The organism is Salipiger marinus (assembly GCF_035481585.1).
GTDB classification, from domain to species: Bacteria; Pseudomonadota; Alphaproteobacteria; order Rhodobacterales; family Rhodobacteraceae; genus Salipiger; species Salipiger marinus.
This window is the reverse complement of record NZ_JAYKSL010000001.1, coordinates 159,773-185,997: the sequence shown is the minus strand read 5'-3', so window position 1 is coordinate 185,997 and position 26,225 is coordinate 159,773. Positions and strand designations below refer to the sequence as shown.

General features: G+C 67.8%; 22 protein-coding genes. 10 read left to right on the top strand and 12 right to left on the bottom strand.

The genetic code is table 11. The features are described 5' to 3' along the window. Nucleotides 1–17: 17 nt before the first annotated feature. Complete coding sequence (locus VK682_RS00960) at nt 18–626, bottom strand: enoyl-CoA hydratase/isomerase family protein (RefSeq protein WP_230794689.1); 609 nt, start codon at nt 624–626, stop codon at nt 18–20. Further along, the gene (locus VK682_RS00955; protein WP_230794688.1) at nt 623–1,372 is read right to left on the bottom strand and encodes an SDR family oxidoreductase; all 750 of its coding nucleotides are present in this window, start codon (nt 1,370–1,372) and stop codon (nt 623–625) included. Before VK682_RS00955 ends, VK682_RS00960 begins: the two co-directional genes overlap by 4 nt. A 136-nt stretch (nt 1,373–1,508) precedes the next feature. Between VK682_RS00955 and VK682_RS00950 the strand changes: the two genes are divergently transcribed. Beyond that, nucleotides 1,509–3,071, top strand: coding sequence for a DUF2125 domain-containing protein (locus VK682_RS00950; protein ID WP_230794687.1), 1,563 nt, complete (start codon nt 1,509–1,511; stop codon nt 3,069–3,071). Nucleotides 3,072–3,125: 54 nt separating this feature from the next. On the opposite strand, the gene VK682_RS00945 is transcribed toward VK682_RS00950, so the two are convergent. Continuing rightward, a complete protein-coding gene (locus VK682_RS00945) occupies nt 3,126–4,343 on the bottom strand; it encodes a UbiH/UbiF/VisC/COQ6 family ubiquinone biosynthesis hydroxylase (protein WP_230794686.1) in 1,218 nt (405 codons plus the stop codon). Nucleotides 4,344–4,425: 82 nt separating this feature from the next. Here VK682_RS00945 and VK682_RS00940 point away from each other — a divergent pair, with 82 nt between their 5' ends. The 4 genes from VK682_RS00940 to VK682_RS00925 all read left to right on the top strand — a co-directional run bounded on the left by VK682_RS00940 (nt 4,426) and on the right by VK682_RS00925 (nt 11,363). Next, nucleotides 4,426–5,754 (top strand): amidase, encoded by a 1,329-nt coding sequence (locus VK682_RS00940; RefSeq protein ID WP_089842279.1) that lies wholly within the window; start codon nt 4,426–4,428, stop codon nt 5,752–5,754. 205 nt (nt 5,755–5,959) lie between these two features. Beyond that, the gene (locus VK682_RS00935) at nt 5,960–7,141 is read left to right on the top strand and encodes an aminotransferase class I/II-fold pyridoxal phosphate-dependent enzyme (protein WP_230794684.1); all 1,182 of its coding nucleotides are present in this window, start codon (nt 5,960–5,962) and stop codon (nt 7,139–7,141) included. Nucleotides 7,142–7,160: 19 nt separating this feature from the next. Beyond that, nucleotides 7,161–10,514 (top strand): DNA translocase FtsK 4TM domain-containing protein, encoded by a 3,354-nt coding sequence (locus tag VK682_RS00930; protein ID WP_324781312.1) that lies wholly within the window; start codon nt 7,161–7,163, stop codon nt 10,512–10,514. Nucleotides 10,515–10,775: 261 nt separating this feature from the next. Then, on the top strand, nt 10,776–11,363 hold the full coding sequence (locus VK682_RS00925) for a LolA family protein (RefSeq protein WP_089842270.1): 588 nt from the start codon (nt 10,776–10,778) through the stop codon (nt 11,361–11,363). 21 nt (nt 11,364–11,384) lie between these two features. On the opposite strand, the gene VK682_RS00920 is transcribed toward VK682_RS00925, so the two are convergent. Further along, the gene (locus VK682_RS00920) at nt 11,385–11,975 is read right to left on the bottom strand and encodes a transglycosylase SLT domain-containing protein (RefSeq protein ID WP_230794682.1); all 591 of its coding nucleotides are present in this window, start codon (nt 11,973–11,975) and stop codon (nt 11,385–11,387) included. A gap of 238 nt (nt 11,976–12,213) precedes the next feature. Between VK682_RS00920 and hspQ the strand changes: the two genes are divergently transcribed. Beyond that, nucleotides 12,214–12,540 (top strand): heat shock protein HspQ, encoded by a 327-nt coding sequence (hspQ, locus tag VK682_RS00915; RefSeq protein ID WP_089842265.1) that lies wholly within the window; start codon nt 12,214–12,216, stop codon nt 12,538–12,540. Nucleotides 12,541–12,572: 32 nt separating this feature from the next. Here the strand turns inward: hspQ and VK682_RS00910 are convergent, their stop codons facing one another. The 7 genes from VK682_RS00910 to VK682_RS00880 all read right to left on the bottom strand — a co-directional run bounded on the left by VK682_RS00910 (nt 12,573) and on the right by VK682_RS00880 (nt 19,910). Further along, the gene (locus tag VK682_RS00910; RefSeq protein ID WP_230794681.1) at nt 12,573–13,616 is read right to left on the bottom strand and encodes a threonine aldolase family protein; all 1,044 of its coding nucleotides are present in this window, start codon (nt 13,614–13,616) and stop codon (nt 12,573–12,575) included. Further along, nucleotides 13,616–14,092, bottom strand: coding sequence for a YcgN family cysteine cluster protein (locus VK682_RS00905; protein ID WP_089842260.1), 477 nt, complete (start codon nt 14,090–14,092; stop codon nt 13,616–13,618). Before VK682_RS00905 ends, VK682_RS00910 begins: the two co-directional genes overlap by 1 nt. Beyond that, nucleotides 14,089–15,021, bottom strand: coding sequence for a bifunctional riboflavin kinase/FAD synthetase (locus tag VK682_RS00900; protein ID WP_230794680.1), 933 nt, complete (start codon nt 15,019–15,021; stop codon nt 14,089–14,091). The genes VK682_RS00905 and VK682_RS00900 overlap by 4 nt, the downstream gene beginning before the upstream one ends. A gap of 11 nt (nt 15,022–15,032) precedes the next feature. Then, nucleotides 15,033–16,502: an aminotransferase-like domain-containing protein gene (locus VK682_RS00895; RefSeq protein ID WP_230794679.1), complete on the bottom strand. Its 1,470-nt coding sequence runs from the start codon at nt 16,500–16,502 to the stop codon at nt 15,033–15,035. A gap of 204 nt (nt 16,503–16,706) precedes the next feature. Then, nucleotides 16,707–17,360 (bottom strand): YggS family pyridoxal phosphate-dependent enzyme, encoded by a 654-nt coding sequence (locus tag VK682_RS00890; RefSeq protein ID WP_230794678.1) that lies wholly within the window; start codon nt 17,358–17,360, stop codon nt 16,707–16,709. Continuing rightward, complete coding sequence (locus tag VK682_RS00885; protein WP_089842955.1) at nt 17,351–18,811, bottom strand: tetratricopeptide repeat-containing sulfotransferase family protein; 1,461 nt, start codon at nt 18,809–18,811, stop codon at nt 17,351–17,353. Before VK682_RS00885 ends, VK682_RS00890 begins: the two co-directional genes overlap by 10 nt. 67 nt (nt 18,812–18,878) lie before the next feature. Then, complete coding sequence (locus VK682_RS00880; RefSeq protein WP_230794676.1) at nt 18,879–19,910, bottom strand: porin; 1,032 nt, start codon at nt 19,908–19,910, stop codon at nt 18,879–18,881. A 270-nt stretch (nt 19,911–20,180) separates the two neighbouring features. On the opposite strand from VK682_RS00880, the gene VK682_RS00875 reads away from it, so the two are divergent. Then, nucleotides 20,181–20,690 carry a DUF3576 domain-containing protein gene (locus tag VK682_RS00875; RefSeq protein WP_089842243.1) on the top strand — a complete coding sequence of 170 codons (510 nt, stop codon included), beginning with the start codon at nt 20,181–20,183 and terminating at the stop codon, nt 20,688–20,690. A gap of 20 nt (nt 20,691–20,710) precedes the next feature. On the opposite strand, the gene VK682_RS00870 is transcribed toward VK682_RS00875, so the two are convergent. Further along, nucleotides 20,711–21,970, bottom strand: coding sequence for a glycosyltransferase family 4 protein (locus tag VK682_RS00870; RefSeq protein ID WP_324781311.1), 1,260 nt, complete (start codon nt 21,968–21,970; stop codon nt 20,711–20,713). 187 nt (nt 21,971–22,157) lie between these two features. On the opposite strand from VK682_RS00870, the gene leuS reads away from it, so the two are divergent. From leuS to holA, 3 genes are read left to right on the top strand one after another with little or no spacing between them, the layout of a single operon-like run. After that, a complete protein-coding gene (gene leuS / locus VK682_RS00865; RefSeq protein WP_230794674.1) occupies nt 22,158–24,725 on the top strand; it encodes a leucine--tRNA ligase in 2,568 nt (855 codons plus the stop codon). Next, the gene (lptE, locus tag VK682_RS00860; RefSeq protein WP_089842235.1) at nt 24,712–25,200 is read left to right on the top strand and encodes an LPS assembly lipoprotein LptE; all 489 of its coding nucleotides are present in this window, start codon (nt 24,712–24,714) and stop codon (nt 25,198–25,200) included. Before leuS ends, lptE begins: the two co-directional genes overlap by 14 nt. Further along, nucleotides 25,197–26,225 carry a DNA polymerase III subunit delta gene (holA, locus tag VK682_RS00855; RefSeq protein WP_089842232.1) on the top strand — a complete coding sequence of 343 codons (1,029 nt, stop codon included), beginning with the start codon at nt 25,197–25,199 and terminating at the stop codon, nt 26,223–26,225. Before lptE ends, holA begins: the two co-directional genes overlap by 4 nt.

The window sequence follows — 26,225 nt, the reverse complement described above, 5'->3', positions numbered from 1 at the left end:
AGCCCCCTCCCTTCACCTCAGGGGATCAGCGCCTTGATCGCCCGCACATGCGCGGCCTCCGCCCCCAGACAGTCCGCCGCCAGCGCCCGCGCCGTGGGCAGCAGCGCCTCGGCGGGCACCACCCGGTCGACCAGCCCCCAATCCCGCGCCTCCTCGACCGGCACCTTCTGCCCGGCCAGCAGGATCATCTTGGCGCGGGCGGGCCCGACCAGCCGCGCCAGCCGCACCGGATCAGACGGCTGCGGCAGAAAGCCCAGCTTCATCACCGGATAGAAAATCCGGGCGCCGGGCACCGCCAGCCGCAGGTCGCAGGCCAGCACCATGCCAAGCGCGCCCCCCGCCGCCGTGCCGTTCAGCGCCGCGATGCTGAGCCCCGGCAGGGCGGCGATGGCCGCCGACAGCCGCTCCCACAGCGGCGAGGTGGCAAGCCCGCTCCGCACCGCCTCCAGATCGGCGCCGGCGGAAAACACCGGGCCCTCTCCGGTCAGCACCAGCGCCCGCGCTTCCTGCGCGTCTTCGGCGATCTCGCAGAGCCGCTCCAGCATCTCCGGGGTCAGCGCGTTCGCCCGCTCGGGGCGGGTGATCCGCGCGGTCCAGAATCCGCCGCAGCGGTCCAGCGCGATCATTCCAGACCCAGCCTCCGGCGCAGGTCGGGATCGCGCAGCGAGGCTTCGCCGCCCAGATAGCCGTCGGCCTCGGCGCCGCACATCCAGACCAGCGCGCGCGCCACCCAGTCGGGCGGGATGTGATCCTCCCAGTCCAACTGGCTGACCGGGTTGATGCCAGAGGCCTTGATCTCGCGCTGCATCTGCGTGGCCACCGTGCCCGGCGACAGCGACAGCGCGCGGATGCCCTGCGCGCGGTTTTCGGCATCAGCCATCTTGGTCAGCATCAGCGCCCCCGCCTTGGAGGCACAGTAATGCGACCACGCCTCCACCGGGTTCTGCGCCGCGCCCGATCCGATGGTCAGGATGGTGCCGCCGCCCGCCGCCAGCATCACCGGCAGCGCCGCGCGCATGCCGTGGAACACGCCTTTCAGGTTCACGTCGATGACCTGCCCCCATGCGTCGGGATCGGCTTCGGCCAGATGCGCGATCGGCTCGATGGCGCCCGCGTTGTTCACCAGCACGTCCAGCCGTCCGAAGGCGGTCAGGCAGGCCTGCACCGCCTGCGCCATTTCCCAGTAGCGCGAGATGTCGCAGGGGATGGCCACGGCGCGCGGCCCGATTTCGCCCGCCAGATCGGCAAGGGCGGAACGGCTGCGCGCCACCAGCGCGACATTGGCGCCCTCTGCGGCAAAGGCGCGCGCGGCGGCGGCGCCGATGCCACGGCTGGCGCCGGTGATCAGCACGCTTTTTCCGGTCAAATCCATGTGCAAGCCTCGTCAGTCAGGGTTTCCTCCTTGGTAAAGGCAGGAATACCCCCGGTCCAGCCCCTTGACCCCGGGGGCGGGCGGACCGAAGTTGACGGCAGCACAACCGCTTTTGGCGATGAGGAAAGGAACGATGATGCGGGTTCTGACAGGGCTTCTGGGGGCCGGAGCCACGGCGCTCTGCCTCGCCGCTCCGGCTGCAGCCGATGTGACACCGGATCAGGTCTGGTCCGATCTGCGCAGCTATCTTGAAACCTTGGGCTATGAGATCGAGGTTGAGGAAACCGCCAGGGGCGGCTCCCTGACGCTGAGCGGGCTGTCGGTCACCTCCGATCTGCCCGAGGAGGGCGGCACCTCCGAGGTGACGCTGGGCACGCTGATCCTCGAGGATCGCGGCGATGGCACGGTCGAGGTGATCCTGCCCGAGATGCTGCCCATCGACACCATCGTCCGCCCCACCGGGGAGCAGCCGGTGGAAATCGGGCTGCATTACACCTCGCAGGGCGGCGAGATGATCGTCTCGGGCACCCCCGAAGACATGCGCTACAGCTATTCCGCCGCCTCTGCCGCGCTGGATCTGGTGCGGCTGGTGGCCGAAGGCCGCGAGGTGCCCCGGTCCGAGGCCAGCGCCCGGATCGAGATGGGCCAGACCGACAGTGAAACCCGCGTCACCACGGCTGACGGGATGCGCGGCTACAGCCAGTCCAGCAGCATCGAGGATCTGGCCTATGACATCACCCTGACCGATCCCGAAACCGGCGGCAGCGGCGCCTTCAGCGGACGGTTCGTGGATGTGACCACCACCTCCGGCTCCGAAGTGCCGGAAGATGCAAGCGGCGAGGATATTGCGGCGCTGGTGGGGGCGGGCTTTGTCTCGGAACTGGCGTTCCGGCATGAAGGATCCGAAGGCACCTTCAGCTTCACCGAACCCGCCGCCCCGGGGCCGGAGGGCACAGCGCCCGGCGCGCCGCAGACCAGCAGCGGCACCAGTTCCAGCACCGGCGGCACGCTGTCGGGCGCCCTGTCGGACAGCGGCTTCCGGCTGGAAACCTCCGGCACCGGCGTCGCCTATGCCATGACGGGCGGCGATCTGCCGTTCCCGATCAGCGTTTCCGCCGAAGAGATGGGGTTCTCGCTGGACCTGCCGCTGGCCGCCGATGGCAGGTCGCAGGACATGGCGCTGGGGCTGACGCTGGACGGGCTGACGCTGTCGGACGAGATCTGGGGCGTTTTTGATCCCGCTGCGGTGCTGCCGCGCGATCCGGCCACGCTGCAGATCGATCTGGCGGGCAAGGTCACGCCGCTGGTCAACGTCTTCGACCCCGAAGAGATGGCCACGCTTGAAGCAGGCGACCAGCCGCCCGCGCAGCTGGACGCGCTGACCCTGCGCAACCTGACGCTGGATGCCGCAGGCGCCCGCGTGACCGGCGAAGGCGCCTTCACCTTCGACAATACCGACCTGCAGAGCTTTGACGGCATGCCCCGCCCCGAAGGTCAGGTGGAACTGCGGGTGCAGGGTGCCAACGCGCTGCTCGACCGGCTGATCGAGATGGGCCTGATGACCAACGAGGATGCCATGGGCGCGCGCATGATGATGAGCATGTTCGGCGTGGCCGGATCCGAGCCCGACAGCCTCTCCTCGCGGATCGAGGTGAACGGGCAGGGGCAGGTCTTTACCAATGGCCAGCGCATCCGCTGACCCAAGCCGAGGGGCGCGGGCCTTCGGGCCCCGCCCCCCTTAGGGTCCCGCGCCTCAGCGCGCCATCAGGTCGGGCAGGTCGCCGGTCAGGCCCGCCGCTTCGCGCAGGAATCCCCGGCGCAGGTCGGGCAGGCGCTGCACCAGCGACATGCCCAGATCCCGACCCAGCCGCAGCAGCGGGTTGTCATTGGAAAACAGCCGGTTGAACAGATCGGTCGCGGTGGCGAGCGTGGCGGTGTCAAAGCGCCGCCACTGCTGGTAGCGCGCCAGAACGGCGGCAGAGGCCACATCCTCGCCGCGCCGCTGCGCATGGGACAGCACATGCGCCAGCGCCGCCACGTCGCGCAGCCCGGCATTCAGCCCCTGACCCGCGATCGGGTGCATGCCATGCGCGGCATCGCCCACCAGCGCCAGACGGTCGGCGACGAAGGCATTGGCCAGCGTCAGCCCCAGCGGATAGGTGTAGCGCGGCCCGGCCAGCGTGATCTGCCCGAGGAAATCGCCGAAGCGCGGGCGCAGCACCTCCAGATATTCGGCATCGGGCAGGGCGTTGATGGCTTGGGCCTGCGCGTCCCGCTCGCTCCAGACGATGGAGGAGCGGTTGCCGGTCAGCGGCAGGATCGCCAGCGGGCCGGGCGGCAGGAACAGCTGATGCGCCGTGCCCTCATGCGGCTTCTCATGGGCGATGGGGCAGACCAGCGCGGTCTGGCCATAGCTCCAGCCGGTGCGGCGGATGCCTGCGCGCGCGGCGGTGCCGCTTTGCCGCCCGTCCGCGCCGACCAGCAGCCGTCCGGTCAGCGTGCTGCCATCCTCCAGCGTCACCGACACGCCCGAGGCGGTGACGGTCTGCGCGGTGACGCGGGCGGCGGGGCGGTGGGTGACCTGCGGCGCGGCCTCCATCGCGTCGAGCAGGGCGCGGCGCAGATAGCGGTCTTCGACCATATGGCCCATCGGGCCTTCCTCGATCTCTGCCGAGGAGAAATCGAGCCCCAGAAACACCTCCGCCTCGCCGACGCGGCCATCGCTGACGCGGATCCCGGTCATCGGCTGCGCGTCCGGGGCCAGCCGGTCCCACAGGCCCAGATTGGCCAGCAGCCGCACCGAGGCCAGCGCCAGCGCATAGGCGCGGCCATCAAAATCCGGCTCGGCCCGCGTGTCGGCGGGCAGGGCGTCAATCACGATGGAGCGCAGCCCGGCCTCAGCCGCGGCAAGCGCCAGCGCGGGGCCGTTGAGCCCGCCGCCGATGATGAGAAGATCGCTGTCCTGTGTCATGCTCCAACTATGGCGCTGTGCGCGGGATTGTCCATGCGCCGCTCTGCCGCTACCGTTCGCCAAAACCAGAAAGGGACGGGTCATGACGGACTGGACAAGCAGAAGCGCCGCGGCGCTGGGACGTGGCATCGGCAGCGGCGAGATCGATCCGGTGGCGCTGACGCAGGCCTTTCTGGACCGCATCGCGGCGCATCCGCTGCGCGACCGCATCTATGCCCGCCTGACCCCCGACCGCGCGCTGGCCGAGGCCGAGGCGGCGCAGCGCCGCGCCAAGCTGGGGAGGCGGCTGTCGCCGCTGGATGGCGTGCCGGTCAGCTGGAAGGATCTGTTCGACACGGCGGGCGTGGCCACCGAAGCGGGCAGCGCGCTGCTGAAAGGCCGGGTGCCCGAGGCCGACGCGCCGGTGCTGCGCACCGCCACCGCCATGGGGCTGGTCTGTCTGGGCAAGACCCATATGTCGGAACTGGCGTTTTCGGGGCTGGGGCTGAACCCGGTCACCGCCACGCCGCCTTCGGTCAATGATCCCGAGGCGGTGGCGGGGGGATCCTCCTCGGGGGCTGCGGCCTCGGTCGCCTTTGGCCTTGCCGCGGCGGCGGTGGGGTCGGATACCGGCGGATCGGTGCGCATCCCGTCGGTCTGGAACGATCTGGTCGGGCTGAAGACCACCTCGGGGCGGATCAGCATCGAGGGCGCGGTGCCGCTGGCCGCGCGCTTTGACACGGTGGGCCCGCTCTGCCGCACGGTGGAGGATGCGGCGCTGATGCTCGCTGCACTTGAAGGCCGGGCGGCGCCCGACCTGCAGGGCGCCTCGCTGAAGGGCGTGCGCTTTGCCAGCCTGTCGAACGTGGTGATGGACGACATCCGCGATGCGCCGCGCGCCGCCTATTGCAGCGCGCTGGACCGGCTGGCCGATGCCGGAGCAGAGATCGTGCCGCTGACCGTGCCGGAACTGGAGATTCCCATGGGCGATGCGGGAATCCTGTTCACCACCGAAGCCTGGGCCACATGGGGTGATCTGATTTCGCGCCACGGCGAGGTGATGTTCCCGCCGATCCGCGCCCGGTTCGAATCCGGCAAGGCCTTCGGCGGCGCCGACTATCTGGCCGCGTGGGAGCGGATGATGGGCGCGCGCGCCGCATGGGCGCAGGCCACGGCAGGGTTTGACGCCGTGCTCTGCCCCACCGCGCCGATTCTGCCGCCCAAGATCGACAAGCTGATGGAGCAGGGCGAATATTACGTCACCGCCAACCTGCTGGCGCTGCGCAACACCCGGGTTGCGAATGTGATGGGGCTTTGCGCCACCTCGCTGCCCACCGGAGTTGCCTCCTGCGGGGTGTCGGTCATGTGTGCGCCCATGGCCGAAGACCGCCTGCTGCGTCTGTCTGCTGCCGCCGAAACCGCTCTGTCCTGACGGCGGGGCAGGGGGGCTGTCCCCGGGGATCACCCGCCAAAAGCGGGCGATCCGCCACCGGTCCGGAGGGTTTTCGAGAGTCTGAGGCTTTCGCGCCACAGCCCCTGTGTGGCTTGGACTTCCGGTAGACGAAGCGGCCCGCCTTGCGTATCCTTCAAGCCAAACGGGGCGTCCATGATCCCGGATTGACAAAGGCAGTGCAGGCATGTTTCCCGACCGGTTCTCCAACCTTCCGGCCTATGCGTTCCCGCGCCTGCGGGCGCTTCTTGACGTGCATGCGGCGGGCGGCTCGGTGGTTCACATGACCATCGGCGAGCCGAAGCATCCGTTCCCGTCCTGGGTGGGGGAGGTGCTGGCCGAGAATGTCGCCGGTTATGGCGTCTATCCCCCCAATGACGGCACGCCGGAACTGCGCGGCGCCATCGCGGACTGGATCGCGCGGCGCTATGGCGTGCGCGTCGATGCCGACACGCAGGTGATGCCGCTCAACGGCACGCGCGAGGGGCTTTACAACGCCGCCATGGCGCTGTGCCCGGAAGCCAAGGGGGGCAGGGCGCCGCTGGTGCTGATGCCGAACCCGTTCTATCAGGTGTACGCCGTGGCCACCGCCTCTGTCGGGGCGGAGCCGATGTTTGTGCCCGCCACCGCCGAAACCGGCCATCTGCCCGACTTTGGCGCGCTGCCCGCCGAGGTGCTGGACCGCGCCGCGCTGGTCTATATCTGCTCTCCGGCCAATCCGCAGGGCGCCGTGGCCGACCGCGCCTACTGGACCAGCCTTCTGGCGCTGGCCGAACGGCACGATTTCCGCATCCTTGCCGATGAATGCTATTCCGAGATCTACCGGGGCGAGGCGCCGGTGGGGGCGCTGCAGGTCGCGCAGGAAACCGGCGCCGATCCCGAACGGGTGGTGATCTTTCATTCGCTGTCGAAGCGGTCCAACCTGCCCGGGCTGCGCTCCGGCTTTGTGGCGGGGGGGCCTGAAAGCCTGCGCCGCATCCGCCAGCTGCGCGCCTATTCCGGGGCGCCGCTGCCGCTGCCGATCCAGCGGGTGTCGGAACGGCTCTGGGCCGACGAGGCGCATGTGGAGGAAAACCGGGCGCTCTATCTGGAGAAGTTCCAGATCGCGGATCGCATCTTTGGCAATGTGCCGGGCTATCTGCCGCCGCGCGCAGGGTTCTTCCTGTGGCTGCCGGTCGAGGATGGCGAGGCGGCGGCGCTGAAGCTGTGGCAGGAAACCGGCGTGCGCGTGCTGCCGGGCGCGTATCTGTCGCGCGAAACGGACGCGGGAAATCCGGGAAAGGGATATATCCGGGTCGCTCTGGTGGCCCCGAAACACGAGACCGAACAGGGGCTGACCCGGATCCGGGACTGCCTTTACGGGCAATAAGAAAAAGACGAGGCGAGCGATGGCATATCAGGTGCGGGGGCGTGATCCCCTTTTCGACAGCAACATGCAGGCCGCGATCGAAAAGCGGGGCAAGGAGCTGGCCGGACTGGCCCTGGTTGTGCTTGGCCTGATGGCGGCGGCGATGATCGGGTCTTATACGCCCGATGATCCCAGCTGGCTGTCGGCCACCGATGCGCCGGTGAAGAACTGGCTGGGGCGGCTTGGCGCCTCGATCTCGGCGCCGCTTTACATGATCGTGGGTCTGGGCAGCTGGGGGCTGGCCGTGGTGCTGGTGGCATGGGGCCTGCGCTTCGCCCTGCATCAGGGCGAGGACCGCGCGCTGTCGCGCGTCGTGTTCGCGCCGATCTGGATCGCGCTGGCCTCTGTCTATGCGGCGGGCATCGCCGTGGGTCCGACCTGGCCGCACAGCTTTGGCATGGGCGGGCTGTTTGGCGACATGATGATGGGCTCGGCGCTGGGTCTGCTGCCCTTTGGCGCAGGCTTCGGGCTGAAGCTGCTGATGGTGGTGCTGGGTCTGGGCCTGCTGGCGCTTGGCGCCTTCGTCACCGGCTTTACCCGGGCGGAACTGGGCAACATCGCGCGCTTCCTGCTGGTGGGGCTGGTCATGGTCTATGCCACCATGCTCAACCTGCTGGGCCGGGGCGCGGGCAATGCGCTGAGCGCGGCACAGGGCCTGCAGGCCGCCCATTCCGAACGCCGTGCCCGCCGCGCCGAAGAGGCCGCCGAAGCCGCCGCATGGGCCGCAAGCCAGCAGGGCGCCGTGATGCCCGAGGCAGTGCAGGCCCCGGTCACCCGCGTGCACCGTGCGGCGCCGCCGCCTGCCGTGCCGCCCGCGCCGCAGCCGCGCCTGCGCCATCCGGAACCCGAACTGGATCTGGATGTGGAGCCGATGGGCCTGCTGGACGAGGACGACGCGCCGCAGGTCTGGACGCCGCAGCTGCAGGCGCAGCCTCAGGCCCATCACGTCAAGAAGCCGGGGCTGCTGGGGCTGGTGCCCGCGCTCATCAAGCGCGCCGACCCGATGCCGGAGCCCGAGCTTTATGCGCCGCACAACTTCGAAGACTATGTGGATCCGCCCGGCGAGGACCGGATCCGGGCCAAGATCGCGGATGTGGTCAAGGCGCGCCGCCGGGTTCAGCCCGCCTTTGCCGCGGCACCGGCCTTTGACCCGACCAAGCCGCTGACAAAGGGCCGTGGCCGCGGGCCGGATCCGCTGATCTATCGCGCCGCCCCCGCCGCAGCAGGGCCGATGCGGGCCGAGCCGCCGGTCACCGCCGCACAGGCGCAGCCCGCGCAGCGCCGCACCGAACCGCCGCTGACCGCCGCGCGGGCCGCTGTGCCGCCCGTGGCCCCGGTCGGGCCCGCCCGCCGCGATCTGCCGCCCGCGCCCGAAGCGCTGCGGCCCGAGCCGCAGCAGGACTGGGCGCAGCAGCACTGGCCGGAAGAGGACGGCTTTGCCCCCGAGGCGGGCTGGCTGCCGGAACCCGACCTGCCGCCCGCGCCGCCCGCAGCCCCGGTGCAGAGCTATGCCGCAGCGCCGACCCCGGTGCTGGAGCGTCCGCGCGCCGTCCCCCCTGCCCCGGTGGAGGAGGATCTGGCCGAGGAAGAGGGCTATGACGATCTGCGCGATTTCGACGATTACGGCGACGAGGACAGCTACGGCTATCGCGAGGAGGAGGAAGACGACCTGCCGCCGCTGCCGCGCGCGGCAGAGTCCGAGCCGGTGATCGCGCGCCGGGCGCCGCCGCCGCCGCCCGAGGCGATGCCGCCGCAGCCGCCGCGCCCCGCCGCCCGGCAGGAAGCCCCCGCGCCGCGCAGCTTTGACGCGCGGCAGGTGGAGTATGAACTGCCGCCGCTGCATCTGCTGGCCAGCCCCGAACATATCGAACGCCACATCCTGTCCGACGACGCGCTGGAAGAAAACGCGCGGATGCTGGAATCGGTGCTGGAGGATTACGGCGTGAAGGGCGAGATCGTGTCGGTCCGGCCCGGTCCCGTGGTCACCATGTATGAACTGGAACCGGCGCCCGGTCTGAAGGCCAGCCGGGTCATCGGTCTGGCCGATGACATCGCGCGGTCCATGTCGGCGCTGTCGGCGCGGGTGTCGACCGTGCCGGGCCGGTCGGTGATCGGGATCGAACTGCCCAATGAAAAGCGCGAGATGGTCAGCTTCCGCGAGATCCTGTCCAGCCGCGATTATAGCGACGGTACCCACAAGCTGCCGCTGGCGCTTGGCAAGGATATCGGCGGCGATCCGATGGTGGCCAACCTTGCCAAGATGCCCCACCTGCTGATCGCGGGCACCACGGGCTCGGGCAAGTCGGTGGCGATCAACACGATGATCCTGTCGCTGCTCTACAAGCTGACCCCGGATGACTTGCGTCTGGTGATGATCGACCCCAAGATGCTGGAACTGTCGGTCTATGACGGCATCCCGCATCTGCTGAGCCCGGTGGTGACCGACCCCAAGAAGGCGGTCGTGGCGCTGAAATGGGTCGTGGGCGAGATGGAGGACCGTTACCGCAAGATGTCCAAGATGGGCGTGCGGAACATCGACGGCTATAACGGCCGCGTCGCCGAGGCGCTGAAAAAGGGCGAGATGTTCAAGCGCACCGTCCAGACCGGCTTTGACGACGAGACCGGCGAGCCGGTGTTCGAGACCGAGGAATTCGAGCCGAAGAAGATGCCCTATATCGTCGTCATCGTCGACGAGATGGCCGACCTGATGATGGTGGCGGGAAAGGAGATCGAGGCCTGCATCCAGCGTCTGGCGCAGATGGCGCGGGCCAGCGGCATTCACCTGATCATGGCGACGCAGCGGCCCTCGGTCGACGTCATCACCGGCACGATCAAGGCGAACTTCCCCACCCGGATCTCGTTTCAGGTGACCTCGAAGATCGACAGCCGCACCATTCTGGGCGAGATGGGCGCCGAGCAGCTTCTGGGCATGGGCGACATGCTGTACATGGCGGGCGGCGCGCGCATCACCCGCTGCCACGGTCCCTTCGTGTCGGATGAAGAGGTCGAGGAGGTGGTGAACCATCTCAAGGCCTATGGTCCGCCGGAATATGTGGGCGGCGTGGTGCAGGGGCCGGATGACGACAAGGCCGAGGACATCGACGCGGTGCTGGGCCTGAACACCGGCGGCAACACCGATGGCGAGGACGCGCTTTACGATCAGGCGGTGGCCATCGTCATCAAGGACCGCAAATGCTCCACCTCCTATATCCAGCGCAAGCTGGGCATCGGCTACAACAAGGCCGCGCGTCTGGTGGAGCAGATGGAGGATGAGGGCGTGGTCTCTGCCGCCAACCATGTTGGCAAGCGCGAGATCCTCGTCCCCGAGCAGTGACCCCCCTGCCCCGCCGGGGTGGGGCACACATGCCCCGGCGGGGGGCGGGCGGCACGGGCCGGCCTGCCTCCGGCGGGGATATTTTCAGCCAATGGAAGCCGGCAGGGCAGGCGGGCGGCATCAATCCGCCGTGGCGGCGCCGTGAGCGGGCTTTGAAGAGGGCCCTCGCGGCCCTAGATAGCCGGAAACACGGCGCTGCTATCGCATGACCGCGCGCGGAATGCGACAAGGCCGCAGACTTGCACCACGAAGGACGCACATATGATCCGATTCCTTTCCGCCGCGCTGCTGGCGCTTGCCGCATGGGCGCTGCCCGCACAGGCACAGCAGCTGTCGCTGTCCGAACTGTCGCGTTACCTGAACACGATCCAGTCGGCGCAGGGGCAGTTCACCCAGATCAACGGCGACGGCACGATTTCCACCGGCACGATTTCCATCAAGCGGCCCGGCAAGGTGCGGTTCGAATACAACCCGCCGGATCAGGCGCTGGTTCTGGCATGGTCGGGGGCGGTCTATGTCTTTGACCGCAAGCTGGGCGGCCAGCCCGAGACCTATCCGCTGAGCCAGACGCCGCTGTCGATCATTCTGGCGCGCAACGTCAATCTGGGGCAGGCGGGCATGGTGACGGGTCACAGCTATGACGGCACCGCCACCACGGTGACGGCGCAGGATCCGCGCCGTCCGGAATATGGCTCCATCCAGATGAAGTTCACCGGCAACCCCACCCAGCTGCGTCAGTGGGTCATCACCGATGGCAATGGCAGCCAGACCACGGTGGTGCTGGGCGCGCTGGATGACGCGACCCTGCCGAACCGGCTGTTCGACGTGGATCAGGTGGCGGGGCGCTGAGCGCCCCACCCATCGCGGCGGTCAGCGCGCCGCGCGGCAATTGGCGAGCTGCACCTCGTAGATGACCGCGCGGTTGCCCACTTCCTGCGCGACGCGGACCAGCCATGCCTTGCTGTTGTAGCTGCCGCGCAGATAGCCGGTGCGGCCCTCGTGATAGGCCAGATACTGGTTGCGCGCGTCGCGGGTGGTGATGCCGAGGCTGTCGCGGGTGCCCGCCATATACCAGCCCATGAAATCCGTGGCATCGCGGATGTCATCGCGGCGGGCGCGGTTCTTGCCGGTGGCGGCGAGATATTCATCCCAAGTGCCGTCCAGCGCCTGACTGTAGCCGAAGGCCGAGCTTTGCCGGCCATAGGGAATCACCCCCAGCGCGTAGCGGAACGGTGTCCGCGCGTCCGAGATGAATTTGCTTTCCTGATAGATCGTCGCCATCTGCACATGCACCGGCACGCCCCAGCGCCGTTCCACATCGCGGAAGGCCCGGAAGTAGCCGGGCCGCTGTTCAAGGATGGAACACGCATCGTCTAGATTTCTGGGCGACTCTCCGCCGCCCCCGCCGCCGCAGGACGCTGCCAATAGAACAAGTGCTGCCGCGCGAAGCCATCTGCTCATCTGCCTCTCGCTTTTTCTGGTTTTTTTGTGGTTCTTGCCTCCGGTCAAATTACCCGATTGTGACCGTGGTTGGAATCACATTTCCTCGGGGTGGGGGCTGCGGCGGGAAGATGCCGGTGCCGGTGCCCGCGCGGCGACGGGCCCTGACGCATAAGGTTTACACAGTGTTTCCGTGGACCGTCTGGATGTGGTTGGACAAACCGCCTAGAAAACGGCTAAAATCGGCCCAGAGGTGACCATGCACACACAGCGCGCGAAATACCATCTGGGACAGGTCGTCCGCCATCGGAAGCATCCCTTCCGTGGCGTGATCTTTGACGTCGACCCGGAATTCAACAACACCGAAGAATGGTATGAGGCCATTCCCGAAGACGCGCGGCCTTCGCGGCAGCAGCCGTTCTATCACCTTCTGGCCGAGAACGAGCAGAGCTTTTACATCGCTTATGTGTCAGAACAGAACCTGATCGCCGATTATTCCGGGGAGCCGGTGGATCACCCCGACATCCCCGATCTGTTCGGCGCGTTTCAGGACGGCAGCTACGAGCTTCATTTCCAGATGAACTGAGCCGTGCTGCCGCAGGGCAGGGCCGGGGGCGGTCAGCCCGCCGCCTGCACCGCCGCCAGAAAGGCGCTGACCGCCTCGGGCTGCACCGACCAGTCGCAGACCAGCCGCCCCATCAGCATTTCATCCGCCGGGCCGTCAAGGCTGCCCCAGACGTGATAGGTGGCGCCCGCGGCCATCACCGCGCGATGCGCGCCGCGCGGCAGGTCGAAAAACACCATATTGGCATGGGTGTCGTTATGGACCCGCACCCCGGCCTGCGTCAGACCCTGCACCAGCTGCGTGCCGCGGGAATTGGCCCGGCCCGCCAGATCGCGCCACAGGTCGTTCTGCAGATAGGCCTCCATCTGCGCGGCCAGATAGCGGTGCTTGGAAAACAGATGCGCGGCGCGCTTGCGGCGGAATTCGAACTCCTGCGCGCGGGCGGGATCGAAGATCACCACCGCCTCCACGCCCATCAGCCCGTTCTTGGTGCCGCCAAAGACGCAGACATCGACGCCGATCTTCCAGCTCATCTCTGCCGGGGTCACGTCCAGCTTGACCGCGGCATTGGCAAAGCGCGCGCCGTCCAGATGCACGGGCAGGCCGAACTCCTTTGCCACGGCGGTCAGGGCGCGCAGTTCGTCCATGCTGTAGACATTGCCGCGCTCGGTCACCTGCGTGATCGAGACCGGGCCGCGCAGCGGGCCGTGCACGCCCCGGGTTTCCTCGGCGGCGATGGTGGCGCGCAGCGCCTCCGGGGTCATGCGGTCGCCGCCGGGCACCAGCGTCAGCTTGGCGCCGCCGGAATAGAATTCCGGCGCGTTGCATTCGTCTTCGTGGATATGGGCCACCGGAGAGCAGAACACCGTGCCATAGGGCGGGCAGAGACAGGCCAGCGCCAGCGCATTGGCGGCGGTGCCGGTGGGCACCAGATAGACGGCGGCGTCGGGCGCCTCGAACAGGGTGCGGATGCGGTCGGCCACATCCTGCGACAGCGCGTCGCCGCCATACCCTATGGAATAGCCGTCATTGGCGCGGGTCAGCGACTCCAGAACGGGGGCGGGCACGGGGCCGGAATTGTCAGAGGCAAAAAACATCAGATGGGCTCCTCGATGATGTGGTCTTCCCAATCGTCTTCGTCGATCTCGAATTCGGGCACGGTCCGGTCGCGCATGGACACGCCCGCGTCATGCACCGACTCAGCTGTGCCCGAAATCAGCGGATGCCAGTCAAAAAGCGGCTTGCCCTGCCAGAGCAGCCGGTAGGCGCAGGTTTCCGGCATCCAGTAGGCGTGCTGGTCGATATTGGCCGGGGTCAGCACGATGCATTCCGGCACGAACTGATGGCGGATCTCATACTGGGCGCAGCGGCAGGTGCCGTCATCGAACAGACGGCAGGCGACATTGGTCAGCGCCACCTCGCCGGTCTCCTCGTCCTCCAGCTTGTTCAGGCAGCATTTGCCGCAGCCGTCGCACAGCGCCTCCCATTCGCGGGGGCTGAGCTTGGTCAGCGGCTTTCTCTCCCAGAAACGCGGGGTCAGGCCGGAGCGGTTGATGGGGTCATCGTCCGTCATAGCGCGGTCAGGATCGCGCGGGCCTGCGCGCAGTCGCGGTCCATCTGGGCGATCAGCGCCTCCAGCCCGTCGAATTTCTCTTCGGGGCGCAGGAACTCCACCAGCCCCACCGACAGGGTGGCCCCATAAAGATCGCCGCTGAAATCGAACACGAAGGTTTCCAGATTGGGACGGTTTTCGCCAAACATCGGGCGCACCCCCAGCGAGGCGGCACCGTGATAGCTGCCCTTGTGCGGGCCGTCGCGGACATCGACCAGCACCGCATAGACGCCAAAGCGCGGCGGGTGCAGCCCGTTGATGGACATGTTGGCGGTGGGATAGCCCAGCGTCCGGCCCAGCCTTTCGCCGCCGATCACCTGCCCCTCGATCCGGTGCCAGTGCCCCAGCTGTGCTGCCGCCTCGCGCGGGCGGCCTTCGGTCAGGGCGCGGCGGATCGCGGTGGAACTGATCTGCGCGCCCGCCTGATCCAGCAGGTCGGCGACGGTGACGCGGAACCCCATGGCGGCGCCGAAGCGCTGCAGGTCGGCGACGCTGCCGCGCCGGTCGCGGCCAAAGCAGAAATCCGCCCCCACCACCACATGCGACAGGCCCAGCCCCTCGGCCAGCACCTCGCGGGCAAATTCCTCGGGCGTCAGCGCCGCAAGCGCGGCGTCAAAGCGCAGCTCGTAAAGGTGGTCCACGCCGAGCTTTTCCAGCCGGGAGGCGCGGGCCGCCTGCGACATCAGCCGGAAAGGCGGCGCGTCGGGCTGGAAATATTCGCGCGGATGCGGCTCGAAGGTCAGAACGCCATAGGGGGCACCATTGGCGCCCGCCTCGGCCATGCGGATGACGGCCCTGTGGCCCAGATGCACGCCATCGAAATTGCCTATGGCAACGCTGGCGCCCCGGTCCTCGGGCGCGATTGAGGTATGATCCCGGATGATCCGCATGGCGCCAAGCCCTAGCCCCGACCGCAGGCGCGTGCAAGCGCCTCTGCGATGCGGGTGATGCCCGGGCCGATGCGGTCGGTCGGGATGGAGGTGTAGCCCAGCCGGTAATGGCTGCGCGGCGGATCGAGGCGCAGGAAAAACGGCGCGCCGGGTTCGATCAGCACGCTGTCGGCGCGCAGGGTCTCGGCCAGCGCGCCGGTATCGATGCCGGGGGGCGCCATCATCCAGAAGCTCGATCCGCCATGCGCGCCCACCCCGGCGATGGTCAGCCCGGCGCGGGCGATCTCGGCCTCCATCACCGCGCGCCTTTCGGTCAGGGCGCGCCCGATGCGCCGCACGAGGCTGTCGTGATGCCCCAGCCGCAGGAAATGCGCGGCGGTGCGCTGCACATGGCCGGGCGGATGCCGGAAGACGGCGGCGCGCAGCGCGCGCGCCTCGCGGATGAAGGGCTCGGATCCCACCAGATAGCCAAGCCGCAGGCCCGGAAACAGCGATTTGGAAAAGCTGCCCACATGCACCACCCGCCCGTCTGGATCGAGGCTTTTCAGCGCGGGCAGGGCGGGGGTCAGATAGGCCATCTCGAATTCGTAATCATCCTCGACCACGATCGCGTCCAACGCGCGGGCGCGCGCCAGCAGCGCCTCCCGCCGCGCCATGGGCAGGGTGGCGGAGGTGGGGCACTGATGGCTGGGCGCGGTGAAGATCACGCCGGTGCCGTCGGGAATCGCCTCGGGCGGAAGGCCCTGCGCATCCACCGCCACCGGCGCGATGCGGCAGCGGGTCTGGGCAAGGATCGCGCGCAGCGCAGGATAGCCCGGATCCTCAAGCGCTGCGGTCCGCTCCGGCGTCAGCAGCACCTGCGCCGCCAGCCACAGCGCGTTCTGCGCGCCAAGCGTGATCAGCACCTCCTCGGGCCGGGCCGAGATGCCGCGGCGGGGCAGGGTCTGGCGGGTGATGAACTCCACCAGTTCGGGGTCGTCGCGGTCGTAATAATCCTGCGTCATGGCGCGGAAATCCCGCGCCCCCAGCGCCTGCACCGCGCAGAGCCGCCAGCTGGCATGGTCAAAAAGCTGCGGATCGGTCTGGCCGTAGATGAACGGATAGCGGTAGCTTGCCCAGTCCTGCGGCCGTTCCGGCACCGCCCCCCCGGCGAAGCGCTGGCCGATGGCGCGCGCCCAGTCCACCCGCTCCTGCCGCGCGGCCGGCGGAAAGCCGGCGGGGGCCGGCGCGTTGTCCGAGATGAAATGCCCGGAGCGCTGCCGCGAGGTCAGATAGTCGCTGGCCAGAAGCTCGGTATAGGCCAAGGCCACGGTCAGACGGCTGACCCCCAGATGACGGGCCAGCGCGCGGGTCGAGGGCATCTTTTCGCCGCGCCGCAGACGGCCCGACAGCACGCCTTCGGCCACCATCTGCTGGATGCGGGCCTGCAGCGTGCCGGTCGCGCCGGGATGCAGGAAAAAGGTCTGGACCGGGATCGCCATGGGAGAAGATTAGGCGGCGCGCCCTGTGCCCGCAATCCGTCCCGGTGGCACGGAGGAGGGGGCGCTGCCCCCTCTTGGCCTGCGGCCAATTCACCCCCGGAGTTTAGGGGCAAGATGAAAAGCAGGCCCCGTCTTCATCTTGCCCCTTAAACTCCCGCCGGAGGCAGGCCGGACCGTGACGCAGGCGCGCGTCAGGGCAGGGGCTCAGCCGTAGTCGCGTTCGCCAAAAATGGCGGAGCCGACGCGGATATGGGTAGCGCCATGGGTGATGGCCTCTTCAAAATCCGCGCTCATGCCCATGGACAGATCTGCAAGCCCGTTGCGCTCTGCAAGGCGGGCGAGATGGGCGAAATGCGGACCCGGCGCCTCGTCCACGGGCGGGATGCACATGAGCCCCGTCACCGGCAGGTCGAGCGCGCGGGCCTCGGCGATGAAGGCATCGGTCTCGGCGGGTAGGATGCCTGCTTTCTGCGGCTCCTCCCCGGTATTGACCTGCACAAAAATCTGCGGGCAGTGGCCCAGCTCCTGCGCCAGCCGCGCGAGGGTGCTGGCGAGTTTCGGGCGGTCCAGCGTCTGGATGGCGGAGAACAGGGTCATGGCCTGTCGCGCCTTGTTGGTCTGCAGCGGGCCGATCAGATGCACCTGCGCGTCGGGGAAGCGCTGCTGGAAGTCCGGCCATTTGCCTGCCGCCTCCTGCACCTTGTTTTCCCCGAAAAGCCGGTGCCCCTGATCCAGCACGGCCTCGACCCGCGCGTCGGGCTGCACCTTGCTGACGGCGATCAGCTGCACCGATCCGGGGGCGCGGCCTGCCGCGGCCTCGGCCTTGGCCACGCGGGCGGTGATGTCGGTCAGTCCCATGTCTCGTCTCCCCATGCGTCGAAGAAGGGCGCAAGTTCGCTTGCGTATTTTGTCCAGCCCTGCGCCGCGCCCGCGTGGATGGGCGCGCGGGCCTGCGCCACGCTGAGCGTGCGCACCGCACCTGTCGTCCTGTGCGACGAGAGGCAGGCGTCTTCCCAGTCCAGCCCGGCGGCGGCGACCAGCGCGCGGGACTGCGGTTCGGGATCGCGCACCAGATCCTCGTAGCGCAGCAGATGCAGCCGGTCGGGCATCCGGTCCTGCCAGTGGCGCAGGCTGCGGCGGAAGCGTTTGATGGCCCCGGCGATCATCGCAAGATCGGTGGCGTAGCGGTGGGTGCCGGTGGTGAAGTGGTTCTTGTAGATCGACACCGCGACATCGCGTGGGTCGCGCAGCACCACGACGATCCGCGCGCCGGGCAGGCTCTGCGCCATCAGGCCAAAGATCAGATGGCAGAGAATCGATTTGTCGGTGAAGGCGCCGGTGCTGCGGTCGGTGTCACGCGCGGCCAGCGTCAGGTAGCGCTGCGCGAAGCTGCCGGTCTGGCCGGGGGCGATGGGGCGCATCGCCTCGCCCGCGCCGTAAAGGTGATAGGCCAGCTTCAGCGCGTGGCCCAGTTCCCCCCCGGCGCTGACCCCGCTATGGGCGGCGAGGATGCGTTCCACCAGCGTGGTGCCAGAGCGCGGCATACCGGTGACGAGGATGGGGCGCAGCGGTGCCCCGGCGCTGTCGGGCAGGGGGGCAAGCTTCTGCTGCGCGGCCAGCACGGCGGCAAATTCGCGGTCCTGCGCGGCTTCGTCAAAGGGCGCCGCGCGGGCCTGCAGGGCATTGGCACGGTGCAGATAGGGGAAGACCCGGTCAAACTGGCCGGTATCCTCCATCGCCTTGGCCAGCGCATAGCCCAGATGCAGCCGCTTGCCCTCGGGCAGGTCGCGGCGCGCCCAGAGCTGTTCCATGGCGCGGATCAGCGGATCCCCGGCAGGCAGCTTCTGCGTGGCAAGGAAGATGCGGTAGAGCTCGGCCTCGGCGGGGTGGCGGCGGATCAGCGCGCGGAAGATCGTTTCGGCCTCGGCGAAGCGGCCCAGCAGCTGCAGGTAATGCGCCTTGTCGGCCTGCGGCTTGATCGCGCGGGGATCGGCGGCGATCCGGCGGTCATACAGCGCCAGCGCCTCTTCGGCGCAGCCCAGATGGCGGAACCGTTCGGCGGCGCTTTGCTGCAGGCGGACATCGTCGGGGGACAGCTGCAGCGCGCGGCGCAGATGGTCCAGCGTGGCGGCGCGGTCGCCCAGTTCGAAACAGATCCGCGACATCTGAAAGGCCAGATCGGCGCGCTGCGGCTCGGCGCGGATCAGCTGGTCCAGCGTGGCGCGGGCCTGTGCCAGATCGCCGCGCGCAAGATGCTGTTGCACGGCGTGAAGCAGGCTGGATTTGCGGGCGGCGGAAAGCGGCAGCATCGCGTCCTCGGACAAAAGAAAAGAGCGGGCACAGGCCCGCTCTTTCCATAACCGATCTCGGGAGAGATCAGAAGTTCATGCGCAGACCGAGCGACCAGGTGTTGTAGTCGTCGCCGCCCACATCGCTGAAGTCGTTCTTGCCGTAGCCCAGACGAGCGGACAGACCGCCACCGAGGTCATAGGTGCCTGCCAGGCCCCAGCCTTCGATGGTGTCGCCGTCCTGATCGAACTGACCCCAGTTCACGCCAACTGCGACAGCGTCCATGGAGTAGCCGACGCCCACGCCGACGTGCTCGATGTCATCGAAGCCGTCGATGTCGGAAGCGAACTGGGTGTAGGTCGCGCCGAGGGACAGACCGTTGGTCAGTTCGCCGGTCACACCAACGCTGGTGATGTCGCCGATGTCTTCGATGGTCTGGTAGCCCAGACCGGCGGTCAGAGCGACGCCCGACAGGTCGCCGGAGTAGCTGACGCCCACGCCCCAAACAGTCGAGCCGAGATCGAAGGTTTCGGTGCCGACGGTCACTTCGACGTCATCACCGTTTGCCAGCTGTTCAGCCGAGACCGAGAAGGTGAAGGCGTCGTAGGAGTAGTCGAAACGGGCAACCTGACCGTCGCCTGCGCCGTCGAAGGCCAGACCGGAGTCATCGGCAACGCCGAAGATCGTGCCGTCAAGGAAACCGTCAGCGTCGTTGAAGCCGGCGTGTGCGGTTTCGTCGTCGTTCAGCGAACCACCTGCAAGGCCCATTTCCGGCACTGCGAAGTCAACGGCACCGTCGGTGTCGCCCATGGTCAGGCGTGCGCCGCCGAAGGCCACGAACATGTTTTCGCCGCCCTGGGTGTTCGGGCTTTCGAACTTGCCGGGGTTGGAGCGGTCGGCAGCTTCGTCCAGGTCGATGGTCGCACCGAAGGTCAGGCCGTTGTCGGCTTCACCGGTCATGGTGAAACGCACGTCGAGGTCGGTGAAGAACTGGGTTTCCTGTGCTTCGGTGTTCGGGTTGTAGATACCCATTTCCGCTTCACCGGTGATGGCGACTTCTGCTGCGGCGAAGCCTGCGGTTGCAACCAGCGCGGTGGTAGCAAACAGAATCTTTTTCATTGTTTCCCTCATGTGTTCTAAGGCACGTACCAATCCGGATAGCCCGGCCTTGATGCAGTTTCTATGCGCTTTGCCGCCCGGTTCTGGCAACCCGCAGGTGCCCCTGTGGTCCAACAAGCGGTTCAGTGATGCGCAATTGCCACAAACCATGCGACAGGGCGGGACGGATGGCGCGCGGGGCTCCGCAGGCCGGGGCGATGACGGCTTGTCGCGCGGCCTGCCCGCAGGTATGCAGGAGCGAAGGAGCGGACGGGCAGGAGCTTGGAACACATGGGTAAGACACGGATTGCGAAGGGTCTTGTGCTCGCCACCGGGATGCTGGCGATGTCCGGCTGCGGGATGTTTGGCGGCGGGCGCGAGAATGCGCGGCCGGTGCAGACCCCTTCCGCCGACGAGATCATCGATCAGGAGCTTTATGGTCGGGAGGGGCGTCCCACCTCGACCATCTGGGATATTTTCCGCGCGCGGCCCGATGCGGGCCAGATCGGCGCGGTGAACAAATACATCTGGAATGCCTCGCTGGAAGTGCTGGATTTCCTGCCGGTGGAATCGGTCGATCCGTTCACCGGCGTCATCACCACCGGCTTTGGCACGCCGCCGGGCGGCGGGCGCGCCTATCGCGCCACCATCCTCGTGTCGGATCCGGCGCTGGACGCGCGGTCGCTGAACGTGGCGCTGATGACCTCTTCGGGGCCGGCGGACGCGGCCACCGTGCTGGCGGTGGAGGATGCCATCCTGACCCGCGCGCGGCAGCTGCGCGCGCAGGACAGCCGCATCTGAACAGGCTTTGATCCCGCGCGTCAGTCGCGCGGGGCCCGCGGGGTCCGCGCGGCCAGACCCTCGACCCAGGCCAGATGCTGCGGCAGGCAGATGCGCCGCAGATCATAGGTGTCCTGCGCAACCCTGCGGGCCTTGGCGCCAAGCCGCGCCCGCGTGGCGGGATCATCCAGCAGCGCGCAGAGCCGGTCCACCAGCGCCGCGCGGTCGAAAAAATCCACCATCCAGCCGGTTTCATCCTCGGTCAGCGCCTCGCGCACCGGGGCGGTGTCGCTGGCAAGGATGGCGCAGCCCGCGCTCATCGCTTCGAGCAGCGACCAGCTGAGCACGAAGGGGTAGGTCAGGTAGACATGCACCCGGCTGACCTGCATCATCGACAGGAAGCGGTCATAGGGCACGCGGCCCAGAAAATGCACGCGGGCCCAGTCTTCGGGGGTGATCTGGTCCTTTACCTCGTCGATGAAGATCTGCTTCCACGTCTGGCCTTCGGGCGGGCGCGACCCATAGCTGACCTCGTCGCCGCCGATCAGCGTGACATGGGCGTGGGGGCGGCGGCGCAGGATCTCGGGCAGCGCGCGCATGAAGACGTGATAGCCGCGATAGGGTTCCAGATTGCGGTTGATGAAGGTGATGACCTCGTCGTCGCGGGTCAGGATGCGGCCCCCCGTCACCTCCAGCTTGGCCTGCGGATCGGGCTTCACCAGATCGGTGTCGATGCCGTCATGGGCGACGGTGATGCGGTCGCGCCAGTGTTCCGGGAAGGTGCCCGCCTGAAACCGGGTGGGGCTGATGCCTGCATCCATGACTTCCTCGTGCAGGCGGTTGTTGAGGTTCTTCATGCGGATGCGCAGCGGTTCGGTCACGGAATCGATCTGCGAGAATTCCGGATCGAAGGCGATGAAATCGGCGCTGGTCAGGTGGTAAAGCTCGCAATAAAGCCCCAGCCGCGCCTTGGGCCACACATCCTTCAGGAACAGGCTTTCGCCCCAGCCGTGATGCGCCAGAATCACGTCCGGCTGGAAACCCTGCTGCCGCAGCGCCAGCGCCGCCTGATAGCAGCTGGTGCCGCGCAGGATCTTCGTTTCGAAATCGGTGAGAAAGGGGTGGATGCCGCGCGTGCTGCCGCCGCTGATCGCATAGGGCAGAAGTTTGACCCCGTTCCACAGCGCGGGCTTTTTCACCTTGGGGGTCAGCGCCACCACCTCGTGCCCGAGCCGGGCCAGTTCGGGGGCAAGGTGTTTATACTGTCCAGGGAAATTCTGATGGATCAAAAGCAGTTTCATGGCGCCCAGTTTCATTGCCTGACGGGTGGCCCAGCTTGCCACGCGCCCGGCCTTTACGCCAATGGCGCAAATCCGCACCTTGCCTGCATTTCCCCCCTCCGGTGGCCGAAATGTCGCCTTGCACTGGACGCTGACCGGGCTTGGCCCTATCACCCGCCCAGACCCATCCGTTCCGAGGGACCGCAAGATGCAGCGCTATGACCCCGCCTTGATCGAGCCGAAATGGCAGAAAGTCTGGGACGAGGCCCTGACCTTCAAGGCCATCCGTTCCGCCGACAAGCCGAAATATTACGTGCTGGAGATGTTCCCCTATCCATCGGGGCGCATCCATATCGGCCATGTGCGCAATTACACCATGGGCGACGTGATCGCGCGGTATAAAAAGCAGAACGGCTTCAACGTGCTGCACCCGATGGGGTTTGATGCCTTCGGCATGCCCGCCGAAAACGCCGCCATGGCCAGCGGCGGCCATCCCAAGGACTGGACCTATTCCAACATCGACACGATGGTCGAGCAGATGAAGCCCTTGGGCTTCGGGCTGGACTGGTCGCGGATGTTCGCCACCTGCGATCCGGAATATTACGGCCAGCAGCAGGCGCTGTTTCTGGACATGCTGCAGGCGGGGCTGGTCTATCGCAAGAACGCGGTGGTGAACTGGGATCCGGTCGACATGACCGTGCTTGCCAACGAGCAGGTGGAGAACGGGCGCGGCTGGCGGTCGGGCGCGCTGGTGGAGCGCAAGGAACTGACGCAGTGGTTCTTCAAGATCTCCGATTTCTCCGGCGAGCTTCTGGATGCGCTCGACAGTCTGGATGACTGGCCCGCCAAGGTGAAGCTGATGCAGGCCAACTGGATCGGGCGGTCGCGCGGGCTGCAGTTCGCCTTTTCCACCATCGAGGCCCCCGAGGGCTTTGACCGGATCGAATGCTACACCACCCGGCCCGACACCCTGCTGGGCGCAAGCTTTGTCGGCATCTCGCCGGATCATCCGCTGGCCCGGGCGCTGGAGGAGGAGAATGCCGAGCTTGCCGCGTTCAACGCCGACTGCCGCCGCATGGGCACCTCCGAGGAGGAGCTGGAAAAGGCCGAGAAGCGCGGCTTCGACACCGGGCTGCGGGTGCGCCATCCCTTTGACACGGCATGGGAACTGCCGGTCTATGTGGCGAATTTCATCCTGATGGATTACGGCACCGGCGCCATTTTCGGCTGCCCGGCCCATGACGCGCGCGACCACGAATTCGCCACCAAATACGGCCTGCCGATTGTCGCCACCTTCACCCCGCTGGAGGGAGAGCATGACATTCAGGCGGCGCCCTTCGTGCCGATGAAGTCGGAAAAGGTGCGCTACACCCGGCTGGTCGCCGGCGAGGAAGAGCAGACCGGCGATGCGGCGGTCGAGGCGGCGGTGGCCTTCTGCGAAGCCAATGGCGTGGGCCATGGTGTGACCAAATACCGGCTGCGCGACTGGGGGCTGAGCCGCCAGCGCTACTGGGGCTGCCCGATTCCGGTGGTGCATTGCGACACCTGCGGCGTGGTGCCCGAGGCCAAGGAAAACCTGCCGGTCCTGCTGCCCTATGACGAAGGCGGCACGCCCATCGATTTCTCCATCCCGGGCAACCCGCTGGACCGCCACCCGACATGGCGCGACTGCACCTGCCCCACCTGCGGCGCAGCCGCGCGGCGCGAGACCGACACGATGGACACATTTGTGGACAGTTCGTGGTATTTCGCCCGCTTCACCGCGCCTGATGCCGACACGCCCACCGTGGCCGAAGACGCCGCCTACTGGATGAATGTCGACCAGTATATCGGCGGCATCGAACACGCGATCCTGCACCTGCTGTATTCGCGGTTCTTCGCGCGGGCCATGAACATCACCGGTCATCTGCCCGAGCAGTGCCGCGAGCCGTTCAATGCGCTTTTCACGCAAGGCATGGTGACGCACGCGATCTACAAGACCGAAAAGGACGGGCGCCCGGTCTATCACTACCCCGAAGAGGTGGAGCTGCGCGACGGCGGCGCCTTCCTTGCCGATGGCCGCGCGGTAGAGATCATCCCTTCGGCCAAGATGTCGAAATCCAAGAACAACGTGGTCGATCCGGTGGCGATCATCGGCCAGTATGGCGCCGATACCGCGCGCTGGTTCGTGCTGTCCGACAGCCCGCCGGAACGCGACGTGGAATGGACCGCCGCCGGGGCAGAGGCGGCGCACCGCCATCTGGCGCGGGTCTGGCGGATCGCGGCGGAGGTTGTCGCCGCCGACGCGCCCGCCAGCGCCGAGGACGAGGCGCTGCTGCGCGAGATGCACAAGGCGATCCATGACGTGACGCTGGGGGTCGAAAGTTTCGGCTTCAACGCCGCCATCGCCAAGCTTTACGGCTTCACCAACACCCTGTCGAAATCGCAGGCGGGATCCGGGGCCAAGCGGCAGGCGGCGCGGGTTCTGGCGCAGCTGATGTCGCCGATGACCCCGCATCTGGCAGAAGAGCTGTGGCAGATGCTGGGCGGCGAGGGGCTGATCGCAAATGCGGACTGGCCCAAGGCCGATCCGGCGATGCTGGTCGAAGACAGCGTGACGCTGCCGATTCAGGTCAATGGCAAGCGCCGGGGCGAACTGACCGTGCCCAAGGACATGGCGAAGGAAGAGATTGAAAAACTTGTGCTGGCACACGAAGCTGTGGTGCGGACGCTGGATGGCGCCGCGCCGAAGAAGCTCATCGTGGTGCCGGGCCGGATCGTCAATGTGGTTGCCTGACCGAAGAACCTTTCTGATCTCGCTCGCAGCCCTTGGCGGCTGCGGGTTCACCCCGGTCTACGGGCCGCAGGGCGGCGGGTCTGCATTGCTGGACAATGTCGCCCTGCCGGAACCCGACAGCCCCGAGCAGTATCTGCTGCACCGGCGGCTGGAGGAACGGCTGGGCCGCGCGCCCGGTGGCGCCTATCTGCTGCAGGTCGCGGTGGAGACGGAATCGCAGGGGCTGGGCGCGCTGGCCGATGGCAACATCACCCGCGTCCGCCTGCAGGGCACCGCCGTTTACACGCTGCGCGACCGGGCCAGCGATGCCGCACGGCTGCGGGGAACCACCGAATCCTTCACCGCCTATTCCACCACCGGCTCCACCGCCGCCACGCAATCCGCCGAACGGGATGCCGAAGAACGGCTGATGGTCATTCTGGCCGACCAGATTCTGGACGAGCTGCTGCTGCACGCGGCTGAACTTGCGCAATGAAGCTGTCGGGCCGCGACGCGCAGGCCTATTTCCGGCGGCCTGATCCCGACCGGGCGGGCGTGCTGTTGTTCGGCGAGGATGTGATGCGCATCGCGCATCGGCGGCAGGAGATCATCGCGGCGCTGGTCGGCCCCGAAGGCGAGGCGGAAATGCGCCTGACCCGCATGTCGGGGGCGGATCTGCGCAAGGATCCGGCGCTGCTGCTGGATGCGGTCAAGGCGCAGGGGTTCTTTCCCGGCCCGCGCGTGGTCTTTGTCGAAGAAGCGACCGATGGTCTGGTCAAACCGCTGGGGGCCGCGCTGTCGGACTGGCGTCCGGGGGATGCGCAGATTCTGGTCACCGCCGGATCGCTGACCGCCAAATCCGCCCTGCGCAAGCTTTTTGAGAGCGCGCCGCAGGCCTATGCCATCGGCATCTATTCCGACCCGCCCGGCCGGGAAGAGATCGAGGCGGCGCTGCGCAAGGCCGGGCTGGACCGGGTGGACCGCGCCGCATGGGACGCGCTGGAGCATCTGGCCCGCGCGCTGGACCCGGGCGATTTCCGGCAGGTGCTGGACAAGGTGGCGCTTTTCAAGCTGGACGATCCCGCCCCCCTCACCCCCGAAGAGGTGGAGGCCTGCGCCCCCGCCTCCATCGAGGCGGAGCTGGACGACATCCTGAACGTGGTGGCCGAAGGCCGCACCGCCGATATCGGCCCGCTGATGCAGCGGCTGAGCGGGCAGGGGGTGGCGCCAGTCACGCTGCTGATCATGGCGATGCGGCATTTCCGGGTGCTTTACGCGCTGGCCGCCGCCCCCGGCGGACCGCAGGCCGGGGTGCAGCGCCTGCGCCCGCCGCTGTTTGGCCCGCGCCGCGACCGGATGCTGCGGCAGGCCTCGGGCTGGACCGCCGACCGGCTGGAGGATGCGCTGGCCATGCTGATGGACACCGACCTGACGCTGCGCTCCGCCGGGCAGCGCGCCCCGGCCATGGCGCTGGTCGAACGCAGCTTCGTGCGGCTGGCATGGCTGGGCTCGCGGCGCTGA